The 11,144-nt window shown below is 63.4% G+C and carries 10 protein-coding genes and 1 pseudogene; 9 read left to right on the plus strand and 2 right to left on the minus strand.

What is annotated here, in order from left to right; all coding sequences use genetic code 11:
• Nucleotides 1–188 precede the first annotated feature (188 nt).
• Both HB630_RS11755 and HB630_RS11760 read right to left on the minus strand, forming a co-directional pair.
• Complete coding sequence (locus HB630_RS11755) at nucleotides 189–1,646, minus strand: serine hydrolase (protein ID WP_346656079.1); 1,458 nt, start codon at nucleotides 1,644–1,646, stop codon at nucleotides 189–191.
• Between the two features lie 218 nt (nucleotides 1,647–1,864).
• Nucleotides 1,865–3,658, minus strand: coding sequence for a glucan ABC transporter ATP-binding protein/ permease (locus HB630_RS11760; protein ID WP_213772383.1), 1,794 nt, complete (start codon nucleotides 3,656–3,658; stop codon nucleotides 1,865–1,867).
• A gap of 193 nt (nucleotides 3,659–3,851) precedes the next feature.
• Between HB630_RS11760 and HB630_RS11765 the strand changes: the two genes are divergently transcribed.
• The 9 genes and pseudogenes from HB630_RS11765 to HB630_RS11805 form a co-directional block, all read left to right on the plus strand.
• Entirely contained in the window at nucleotides 3,852–4,274 is a 423-nt protein-coding gene (locus tag HB630_RS11765; protein WP_213772384.1) for a hypothetical protein, read from the plus strand.
• 124 nt (nucleotides 4,275–4,398) lie between these two features.
• Entirely contained in the window at nucleotides 4,399–4,800 is a 402-nt protein-coding gene (gene hisE / locus HB630_RS11770; RefSeq protein WP_213772385.1) for a phosphoribosyl-ATP diphosphatase, read from the plus strand.
• 53 nt (nucleotides 4,801–4,853) lie between these two features.
• Nucleotides 4,854–5,435 (plus strand): YqaA family protein, encoded by a 582-nt coding sequence (locus tag HB630_RS11775; protein WP_213772386.1) that lies wholly within the window; start codon nucleotides 4,854–4,856, stop codon nucleotides 5,433–5,435.
• Nucleotides 5,436–5,489: 54 nt separating this feature from the next.
• Nucleotides 5,490–6,089, plus strand: a complete 600-nt coding sequence (locus HB630_RS11780) for a hypothetical protein (protein ID WP_249780795.1) — start codon at nucleotides 5,490–5,492, stop codon at nucleotides 6,087–6,089.
• 89 nt (nucleotides 6,090–6,178) lie between these two features.
• Nucleotides 6,179–7,147 (plus strand): nitronate monooxygenase family protein, encoded by a 969-nt coding sequence (locus HB630_RS11785; protein WP_213772387.1) that lies wholly within the window; start codon nucleotides 6,179–6,181, stop codon nucleotides 7,145–7,147.
• A gap of 31 nt (nucleotides 7,148–7,178) precedes the next feature.
• Nucleotides 7,179–7,952, plus strand: a complete 774-nt coding sequence (locus tag HB630_RS11790) for a thioesterase family protein (protein WP_213772388.1) — start codon at nucleotides 7,179–7,181, stop codon at nucleotides 7,950–7,952.
• A gap of 140 nt (nucleotides 7,953–8,092) precedes the next feature.
• The gene (locus tag HB630_RS11795) at nucleotides 8,093–8,338 is read left to right on the plus strand and encodes a hypothetical protein (protein WP_213772389.1); all 246 of its coding nucleotides are present in this window, start codon (nucleotides 8,093–8,095) and stop codon (nucleotides 8,336–8,338) included.
• A 132-nt stretch (nucleotides 8,339–8,470) separates the two neighbouring features.
• Nucleotides 8,471–9,121, plus strand: a complete 651-nt coding sequence (locus HB630_RS11800; RefSeq protein ID WP_213772390.1) for a hypothetical protein — start codon at nucleotides 8,471–8,473, stop codon at nucleotides 9,119–9,121.
• A 969-nt stretch (nucleotides 9,122–10,090) separates the two neighbouring features.
• A pseudogene (locus HB630_RS11805) lies at nucleotides 10,091–11,144 on the plus strand (hypothetical protein); the annotation flags it as partial.

The raw sequence follows: 11,144 nt of genomic DNA on the forward strand, positions 1-11,144 counted from the left end.
CCTTTTTATATATCAGGCCCTTTTATAGATCTTATACATCAGGCTCCGGCGATATTGGGCAATGCCGTAAGCCGTGGCAAGCGGCCACATGCCCCGATCTGCGGGCCGGAAGGGCGCATTGGCGGGAGAGCCAGAAGCGGTGCGCTTCGACGGAGGGTAGTAGCGCGCTCGCTTGGGCAGCACTCGCGTTAACCGGCCGGCTTGGCGGCGTTGCTGGAGGTGCTTTTGGGCGCGGGCTTGGTGCCCGGCTTGACCGCCGTCCTGGGCTTTGCCGGCAGCTTCACGGCGGGCTTGTCTCCCGCCGCGGCCGGAGGGGTGGCTTCCGGCTTGGCGCTAGCGTGCCGGGCCGGAACGGCATTAGCCTTGTTGCCATCAGGTTTGTTGTTGCTACCGGGCTTGTTGATATCGGGCTTGGCGTCCGATTTGGCTTCCGGCTTTGCCCCGGTTTTTGCCTCAGGATTCGTCTTGGCGTTCGGGTTCGCCTCGGCGGTTGCGTCGGGCCGTTTCGCCGCGACGCGCGTTTTCTTGCCCTTCGGTCCCGCCGGCAGTTTTTCGGTATCGGCGGCGATGGCCGCGATCAACGCGGCTCCTGTCTTGGTTGGGCCGGTATAGACCGGGATCGGCTCCGAAGGTGCGGCCGGCTGCGCCAGCATTTCCGCAGGGTTGGTCGAGGGTGGCTGCAAACCGGCGGCGAAAAATGTCGCGCCGGCTGGGCCGCTGCCCGAGGCGCCGCCGCCGGCGAGAGCTTCCTCGTCCTCGTCGCTGGCCGGCCGCTTGTGCCGCGGGCCGCACATTTCCTCGTGAAGGTCCGGCGGCGAAGCGTCGACCGGCACCAGCTTGTCCACGGTGCCGAGCGAGGGCTGCAGCCAGGACAGGCTGTTGCCGGCAAAACCGCGGTTGAGCAACTGCGCGGCCCTGACCGCGCGCATCTGGCCGGACGACGCGCCGAGCACCACCGCGATCAGCCTTCGGCCGTCGCGCGTCGCCGACCCGATCAGGTTGTAGCCGGACGCGCAGATGAAGCCGGTCTTGAAGCCGTCGGCGCCGGGATAGCGCCCGATCAGCTTGTTGAAATTCTGGGTGATCCGGCGTCCGTATCGGATCGAGGGAATGTGGACGAAATATTCATATTCCGGCAGGTCGTGAATGATGGCGCGGGCCAGGATAGCCATGTCGCGCGCCGAGGTGATCTGGCCGTCCGCGGGCAGGCCGTTCGGATTGACGTAGCTCGTCTGCGTCATGCCGAGCTGCTGCGCGGTCTGGTTCATCATCGCCGAAAAGCCGTCGATCGAGCCGCCGACGCCTTCGGCCAGCACCACGGCCATGTCGTTGGCCGACTTCACCAGCATCATCTTCAACGCATTGTCGACGGTGAGTTGCGTGCCCGGACGGAATCCCATCTTCGACGGCGATTGCGAGGCGGCGGTGGGCGACACCGTGAACAGCGTGTCGAGCGTGATGCGCCCCTCCTTCACCGCCTTGAGCGTGACATAGGCCGTCATCAGCTTGCTCAGCGAGGCGGGATACCAGGGGATGGTCGCGTTCTCGGCCTGCAACACCTTGCCGCTATCGGCCTCGATCAGCAGCAGCGCTTCCGCTTGCGCCACGTGCGGCGCGAGGATGGCCAGCGCTGCGACAATAACGATTCGACTGAAGGGTGATGTGCGAAGGAGCGAACGAAGAAGTGGCACTATTCCGGTCCTTTGAGACCCGCCTGTGAAGGCGATGTCCTGGCATGTGACGTTCGATTCAAGCGTGTCCGGCGCCGTCGCTTGCGGCGGTCGCAAACCTATACCGGCTTGCTGTTCCAGAACAGGGGCTGCGCGATTAAATCGTGGATGAAACGGGCCGAATTTCGACGACACTAAATCGTGACATCCGCGCTGGGCTCGCGTGCGCCGGCCGCGTTCTCCTGAACCATGAATTGCGCGCGGGCGAGTTCCGCGAACCGGCCGCCCTTCGCCACCAATTCATCGAAAGTTCCGCTTTCGATCACGCGTCCGTTGTCGAACAGCAGGATGTGCGTGGCGTTGCGGATGGTCGAAAGCCGGTGGGCGATCACGAACGTGGTGCGCCCTTTCATCACTTCGTCGAGCGCGGCGTTGACCCGGGCCTCGGTCACGGCGTCGAGCGCGCTGGTCGCTTCGTCGAGGATCAGGATCGGCGGGTCTTTCAGCAGCGCGCGCGCGATCGACAGCCGCTGCCGTTCGCCGCCGGACAGCATCCGTCCGCGTTCGCCGACATCGGTGTCGAATTTCCGCTCGCTGCGCTCGATGAATTCCAGCGCCTGGGCGCGCGCCGCGGCGACGCGCATCTCCTCTTCGGTGGCGTCCGGCTTGCCGACGCGCAGATTGTCCGCGATCGAGCGGTTGAACAGCAGCGCTTCCTGGAACACCACGCCGATATTCCGCCGCAGCGCTGAAAGCTTCAATCCGCGGATATCCATGCCGTCGATCTTGATGACGCCCGATTGCGGATCGAAGGCGCGATGCAACAGCGCGATGGCGGTCGATTTGCCCGCGCCGGTCGGGCCGACCAGCGCGATGGTCTGGCCGGGCAGCGCGGTAAAGGAAAGATCCTCTACCGCGGGCCTTTTGCCGTCATAGGAAAACGAAACGTCGTCGAATTCGACCAGTCCCGAGAGCCGGCCGGCATCGATCGCATCCGGGCGATCGCGGACCGCGGGCACGGCGTCGAGCACGTTGAAGAATTCCTGCAGCCTTGGTGCTTCCATGAACACGCTGTTGATGAATCCGACCACCTGTTCGAGCTTCTGGATCAGCATGGTGGCGAAGCTCACGAACATCACGATCTCGCCGACCGATGTCAGTCCCCGTTCATGCAGCAGGATGCCGACGGTGAAGATCGCCAGCACCGTGATCGTGGTCGACGCCCTGGTGATGACGGTGACCATCGCCCACCACGACAGCACCGGCATCTGCACCGCCAGCAGCTTGTCGGCGACCAGCCGCAGTCCCTGCACTTCGGCATCGATGCGCACGAAGCTTTGCACCAGCGCGACATTGCCGAGCGCATCGGAGGCGCGCGCGGACAGATCGCTGTAATGGGCCTCGACCTCGCTCTGCATGCCGTAGGTCTTGCGCACCACCAGCGTGGTCAGCACCGTGAAGACGACGCAGAGCACGAACAGCAGGATCGCCAGCCGCCAGTTGATGTAGAACGCCAGCGGCAGCAGCACCACCAGCGACATGATCGCGGCGAAATGCTCGCGGAAAAAACCGAGCCAGAGCCGCCACAGCGAGTCGGTGCCGTTCAGCATCACTTTCATCAGGCGGCCGGAATGGGTGCCGGTGTGGAAGGTCAGCGGCAACTGCATGATGTGCTCGAAATAACTCGTCAGCACCGCCTGCCGCTGGCGGTGCGACAGCCGGTCGGCATGCAGCGCGACTGCGGCGCTGCAGGCGATCGTGAACAGGCCGAACGCGACCCAGGCGGCCAGCAGCGGCCACGGCGACGAGGTCCCGAGCGGGCCGGTGGCGGGGTTGCCGGAAAGCACGTCGACGATGCGTCCGAACAGCACCGGCTCGGCGAATTGCGCGCCGGCCAGCAGCAGGTTGGCGGCGGCGAGGATCCAGCCCAGCCGGGCTTCCTTGCCGAGCAGTTCGAGAACGCGCGTGTAAAGGCGGAGCAGGGACATCTGTGCAACGTTTCAGGACCGGCCGGACGAGGATCGTCCGCGCTGGCGCCAATCAAGGCCGCATTCTAATTGATGGATCGTGAACGAGATACAGCATCGCCTGGCCCGCGCTTTCGGACATGGAACCCGACATGAACTGGGCGGTTAGCCACCGGCGGTCGTTTGGACCGGCCTCGTTGCGGAGGATAGTGTAATGGTACCCCGAAAATCCGTGTTGTCGTCGGCCGGCCCGGTTGCCGTGGTCATGGTCGCGGCGCTGGCGTTGACGGCGGCAGAGCCGTCGGTGGCGTTTGCCAATTCCGCGCCGGCAGGCAAGGGGCCGCCGGTGGCAGCCGCGAACCATGCCGACACCGACTTCAGCAGCGCCAGGCGCAGGGTCAGGGCCCGGCGAGGCGGCGGTGGCGGAGGAGCCGCGGCGGCGGCCGCCTTTGCGGGTATCGTCGGTACTGGCTTGGCGATCGCCGCAGCCCAGAACCGGCGTGACTATTATGACAATTATGACGGCTATTACGGTGGCGGCCCGGTCTATTACGGCGGTGGGCCATATTATGGCGGATATCGCGGCTACCGGTCGGGTGTACCGCATTTCAGGGGCCATCCGCTCGCCGGCTGGTAATTTTTAACCTTTGAGGAGACCTTTCGTCGGCCGCGTCCTGCGCGGTCGACGAATTTTTTATGACAATGGACCTGGAGGGGCCGCCGTTAACACGCTGGCGATCGGTTTGGATTAGCTTGGTGGAATGAGCGATTCACTCGAACGGCTTTATCTGGCGGTACTCGCGGCCAAGGATCTCGATCCGGCGGTGTCGCGGACGGCTCGGTTGTTTCAGCATGGGCCGACCAAGATGGCCAAGAAACTGGCCGAAGAGGCGGTCGAGGTCGTGATCGACGCGGTCAGCGGCAAGCCCGACGCCGTGGTCCGCGAGAGCGCCGATCTGCTCTATAATCTCACCGTGTTGTGGGCGGCGTGCGGTGTGCGGCCCGAGGACGTATGGCAGGAAATGGAACGGCGCGAGCAGATGCTCGGTATCGCCGAGAAGCTGCCGAAATCGTCGGTCAAGCTGGCGGGCGTCGCGCCGCCACGGGTCGGGCGGCGACCGATTGTCGCGCTTCAAAGCCGCAGCCTGCGCAAGCGCCATTAATCATCGTCTATCCCGGCATGGACAAATCCGTCCCGTGATGGTTCATCGCCGTCATGCTGAAACGGATTTACAATTGGTGTATCGACGCCGCGCACAAGCCCTACGCGCTCTGGATTCTGGCGGGGGTGGCGTTCGCGGAAAGCTCTTTCTTCCCGGTGCCGCCGGATGTGATGCTGATCCCGATGTCACTGGCGCGGCCGCAGCGGGCGTGGTTGTACGCCCTGGTCTGCACCGTGGCCTCGGTGGTGGGCGGCGTTCTCGGCTATGCCATCGGCGCGCTATTGTACGATTCCGTCGGGCACTGGCTGATCAACCTCTACGGCCTGGCTGACAAGGTCGACGGTTTCCGGGCCTCCTATGCGCAATGGGGCGCGTTGATCATCATCGGCAAGGGCCTGACGCCGATTCCCTACAAGCTGGTGACGATCGCCTCCGGCTTTGCCGGCTACAATATCTGGCTGTTCATCCTGTGCTCGATCATCGCCCGAGGCGCGCGCTTCTTCATCGCGGCGATCCTGCTCAACCGCTATGGCGAATGGATCCGCATCAGGATCGAGCGGCATCTGGGGCTGTGGGTGACGCTGGGCGCGGCCGTGCTGGTGCTCGGCTTCGTGATCGCGTTTCGAATGCTCTGAGGGCGGCTGATCGCCGCTTTGCCGTTTGTCGGGCTTGAGGATACGCTTGCGCCGATGCCCGACCGGACCAGCCAGTTTCTCCCGCCATCCTGGGTTCGCCGCGCCGCTGCAATCGCCTTTCTGGTGGTCGTGGCGGCGACCGGGGCTGCATGGCCGCAGACGCCACCACCTTCTTCTCCCTCCGCTGCGCCTCCTCCCGCGGGAACGCAGGTCCAGCCGCAGGCCGCGCCGGTCCAGCCAATGCCGGCGCAGGGCGAACCCGCAGCGCCGCCGCCGCGCGAGAATCCGGGCCTGATCAGCGAAATCGGCAAGATGTTCGGAAGGCTCCCGGGCTTGAAGAGCACGAGCGAAACCATCGGCGACCTGAACGACCGCGCCAAGGATGCGACCAAGGGCGCGGCCGACACGTTGTCGAACCTCGCCAAGCCCTCGATGGTGTCCGGCCGCATCGTCTGTCCGGTTTCGGCCAACGGCGCGCCGGACTGCAAATCGGCTTCCGACAAGCTCTGCCAGGCCAAGGGCTTCAAGGAGGGCAAGAGCCTTACGATGGATTCGGCGGAGACCTGCTCGGCGAAGGTGCTGATTCCCGGCCGGACCCGCAAGCCGGACGATTGCCGCACCGACAATTACGTTACCGCGGCGCTATGCCAGTAGCGGGAGGCGGATTGCCTTCTTGGTATGATGTCTGGCATTCTTAGGCCGGAAGCGCTTCTTCCTCAAAAATAACCGGGAGGCTTTTTCGAATGTCCATACCTGCCTTGTTCAAGGGACGATTGTCGATACCCGTGATCGGCGCGCCGCTGTTCATCATCTCCGTGCCGGATCTCGTGATCGCGCAATGCAAGGCGGGTGTCGTCGGCTCGTTTCCGGCGCTGAATGCCCGGCCGCCGGAACTGCTCGACGAGTGGCTGACGCGGATCAAGCAGGAACTTGCCGCCTACGACAAGGCGCATCCCGAGCGGCCGTCGGCGCCGTTCGCGGTGAACCAGATCGTGCATCGCTCGAACAACCGGCTCGAACACGATCTCGCGGTGTGCGAGAAGCACAAGGTGCCGATGCTCATCACTTCGCTCGGCGCCCGCGAGGAAGTGAACCAGGCCGCGCATGGCTGGGGCGGCATCGTCTTCCATGACGTGATCAATCAGAAATTCGCGCACAAGGCGGTCGAGAAGGGCGCCGACGGCCTGATCTTGGTCGCGGCCGGCGCGGGCGGCCATGCCGGAACGCTGTCGCCCTTTGCTTTCGTCGCGGAGACGCGGCAATGGTTCGATGGTCCGGTCGCGCTGTCGGGCGCGATCGGCAACGGCCGCGCGATCCGCGCTGCGCGGATTCTCGGCGCCGACTTCGCCTATATCGGCTCGGCCTTCATCGCCACCACCGAGGCAAATGCGGTCGAAGCCTACAAGCGGATGATCACGACCTCGGGCGCGGAAGACATCGTCTATTCCAACTTGTTCACCGGCGTACACGGCAATTATCTGAAGCCGTCGATCGTCGCGGCGGGCATGGATCCGGACAATCTTCCCGAATCCGACGCGTCGAAAATGAGCTTCGGCACCGACGCCTCGGGCGAGCGCAACAAACCGAAAGCCTGGAAGGAGATCTGGGGCAGCGGCCAGGGCGTCGGCAGCATCAGCAAGATCGTGCCGGCTGCCGAACTGATCGCGCGGCTCGGCCGGGAATATGTCGAAGCCGTCGATCCCGCGCTGTGATCGCGCAGCCCCGAAAGGCGGAAATAACTGAATGAACGCCATTTATCGCGTGGAGGCAAACCGCATCTTCACCAGTCCCGATGCGGCCGGCCCCTGGGATCCGGGGATGCAGCACGGCTCCGCGCCGGCCTCGCTGGTGGTCTGGGCAGCGGAAGCGATCCCGGCGCCGGTGCCGATGCGCATTGCGCGCGTGACCATCGATCTGATGCGGCCGGTACCGCTCACCGAATTGACGCTCGAGACCGAGGTGCTGCGGCAGGGGCGCAAGATCCAGTTATGCGCCGTGCGGCTGCGCGCGGGCGATGCCGTGGTGGTCGGCGCGACCGTGCTCAAGATCAGGACGCAGGAACTGACGCTGCCGCCTGAAGTGACCGATGCCGCCGTCGAGCTTCCCGGTCCCGATCAGGCGCGCGTGGAGCAGCCGAGCTTTTCACGCAGTCCATTCGTTGCCGGCATCTCGATGCGCGCCGCTCGCGGCCGCTTCGGCGTGCCCGGTCCGGGCGCGATCTGGTACCGCGTCGACCGGCCGCTGGTCGAGGCGCAGCCGATCTCGCAGGCGATGCGCGCGGTCGTCGCCGCCGATTTCTGCAACGGCACCTCCTCGGTGCTCGACTTTCAGGAGTGGACCTTCATCAACGCCGACCTCACCGTGAATTTCGCCCGCGAACCCATCGGCGAATGGATCCTGCTCGATGCGGAATCCTGGATCGGTCCCGATGGCGCGGGCCTTGCCATGGCGCGGCTCGCCGATGTCAGGGGCTATTTCGGCCGCGCGGTGCAAAGCCTCGTCATCGAGAAGCGATAAGCGCCGCGCCCGGCCGGCAGGCATGCGTGGTCGCGGCGCAGGCCTTAACGCGCCATTAACCAAACTCGCTCCAACAATCCTCTCCGGGGGCGTCGGCTGCTCTTCGCCGGCTGCGCTGTTGATTGCCGCTGGAGGCGGAGATGCGAGATCTGGAGACGCTGTTTGCAAAGACGCCCGCGAGCCTCGACGAGATCAGGATCCGCGTCGCCCGCGCGCTCGATCGGCATCCATTGTGCCGCGATGTGCAGTTCGACATCGTCAGCACGCCCCGTACCCGCAGGGGCAGCAACTGGACCATCAGCCTTCAATCCGTCGCGCCCGGCGCGCTGTGGGAGGCGTCGGATATCGTCGCCGACATTCAGGAAGCCTACGAACTCGCCGCCTGATTTCGGGCGCCCGGACCGCTTCGAAGGTCTTCAAATCCGCGGCCGGCGCCGCCGCTGTGGCATGGTTAAGCCTTAATTACTGCTCAGTTTTCGCTGAAGCTAGTTTTGGCAAATGGACGGAAGGAGAATTGCTTGACGCGGGCCATGACGATGATCGCGCTGACCTGTCTTCTCGTCATGGGCGCGGCCGCCACCAGCATTCTTTTCCGCAACAGCGTACCGGCGGCGGGGCCGCAAGCCGCGATGGCGATTGCCGAAAAGGTGGTTCCGAACCGCGAAGCCAAGAATGACAGGCTGACGGTGGCGAGCTTTGCGCTGGCCTCGCTCGAACCGGCGCCGTCGCCTGCCGATACGGCCGCGCCGCTGCGGCAGGCATTCGCTTCCAGCTCCGCCGTCGATATCGAGGTGCCCCACGTCACGGCCTCGCCGGCGGCGCCGTCCAAACCGAAACTTGCCGACAGGCCGGCGCCGCCAAAATCCTATTCGCTGCTCAGCGACGAGCAGATCGCTGGCATCAAGGAACGCCTCAAGCTGTCGCCGGATCAGGAATCCTACTGGCCATCGGTGGAAGACGCGTTGCGCGCGGTGGCCCGCAAGATCCATGCAAACCGTCAGGCCGATCCGCACGCGGCCGCGGCAATGATCGATCCCGATTCCCCGGAGGTCCAGCAACTGAAATCGGCCGCGATGCCGCTGTTGTTCCAGTTGCGCGAGGACCAGAAGCGTGAAGTGCGCTCGCTCGCTCGCCTCATCGGTCTGGAAAAAGTCGCCGCGATGATTTGAGCGAAGCGGCGGTCTTCAATTCCGGTTTTGCCAACGATAGCGTTGTCGGGCGAAAGCCCACCCCGGACTTCCTGCGGGGTGGATTCCGGTTCGCATGAAGAGTGCGTCAAAACAAAATATGAGAGCTGTTTCTGATTCGGGAATCTGTTTCTGATTCAATCAGAACCGATGAGGCTATAAATTTCGAGTGCGTCCTCATCTGGAACCTGAACGGCGTAAGGCCGACGGTAACCATCATTTCATTTCTTCAACTCGGCTGGAAGTGAAACGCGCGCGAGTGATTGCGTGCGCGCCGATATTTAATTGTCGATCATGAGAGACAATCACTAGCCGTATCCGATTGTTCTGATGGGCGAGTCTGTGTTGTTCCGCGCGGGAACTAATTTTATCGGCTGCGCTCAGTCGCAGCACGGTTCCAACATGTGAATCAGTCGAGTTTATTTTTCCTCGTGTTCAAAATTGAACAGACTGGCTGACGCTTTTGAACTAATATTTAGCTCACGGGTTGATTTCCGTGATCTTCGGCAGACGAAGCATCGCACTGCGAAGAAAGACGTTTGCTGCTCGGTCAAGCATTGCCTGCCGCCCTTGCACGGATGCTTGGAATCCAGCGGAGCAATTGCAACGAGGGTTAAGCGACCTGACAGAACGATCGGTCGCTCGCTTGGGACAGCTACAGAATATCGCTTCAGCCAGAGCGTGATCCGGAAAGGATCGGGCTTGAATAAAAAACATAAAGCGTGATGGCGCTTCAACCTGAAGCCGTCGTGCTCCGGTTCCGAGTCTGGGCTTGTGAATCTTTCTGTCTGATTCCCGAGCTCGGGGCGCAGCAAGGCATCACTAGAAATGCACTGGACGCCAGGACTTTTTTTGCGGCCGAATCTGCCTTCGGGCAGACATTTGTGGTTGTGGCCGGCATTGTTGGCAAGCCTTCCCGCAGCGGGGCTTATCGCAAGCACATCGAGCGCCTTGGCGGTCGATGTCAGCACGCAAGGCGAGCTCGATGCGGCGGTCGCTGCGCAGTCCGATCCGATCAATATCGTAGCGGGCAATCTGGCGCTGTCGGGCAGTCAGGCAATCGCGTCGGGCACCAACCTCACGGTTGCTGCCGGCGCCAGCCTGTCGGTCGCTAACGCTGACCAGACCATCGGTTCGATCAGCGGTGGCGGCACCGTGATTGCAGGAACCACGCTTTTCGTGGTGGGTGCCAATAACAGCAGCACGGCCTTTTCCGGCACGATCAGTCTGGACAATCAAACCTACAACCCGCCTTCCGGAAACTTTGCCAAGATAGGCTCGGGTACCCTGACCATCGATAATGCCACCATCGCCTTGGGCGAAGCCTTTATCGCGCAAGGCGCGATGGCGCAGACGAGCGGGACCACCTCGGTGACCGATCTCGCCGTCGGAGAGCTCAGCGGCGGCGTCGGCACGCTGAACGTCTCGGGCGGCACGATCACCTTCGGAACCGGTCTTCAGGTCGGGGATTTTCTCGGCCAGGGAACCGTCAACCAAACCGGCGGCACTGTAGCGGTCACACCCACTTGCGGCGATACCTTGCACTGCGCCTCCTTGACCATAGGCAACCAGGGCGGCACTGGCACATACAATATGGACGGCGGGGAGCTTGATCTCACCGGCCTGGTCAATTCTCTTGGCCGCAATACCGGCACCAATGCCGGCAGCAGCGGTACGCTCAATATCCGCGGCGGGGTGATCGATCTGTCCGGCGGCGCCAAGCTCATCATCGGCCTCGGCAATGAAACCGCCACCCAGCCGCAATCGCAGGGATTCATCGAGCAAACCGGCGGCGTGCTGCGCGTCCACAATGATTCATCCCTCTTTCTTTCCGGTCAATTCACCAGCACGGGCGTATACGACCTCGATGGCGGCACGCTCGAAATCGGCGGCAGCAGCCTGCAGCCTGGTTACAACAACAGCGGCCTGCATTATCAGTTCAACCTGGGCGGCGGCTCGATCAAGGTGATCGAGTCCGCGCTCGTGACCAATGCAAACGCCACAT

The organism is Bradyrhizobium sp. dw_78 (genome assembly GCF_018449525.1).
Taxonomy (GTDB): Bacteria; Pseudomonadota; Alphaproteobacteria; order Rhizobiales; family Xanthobacteraceae; genus Bradyrhizobium.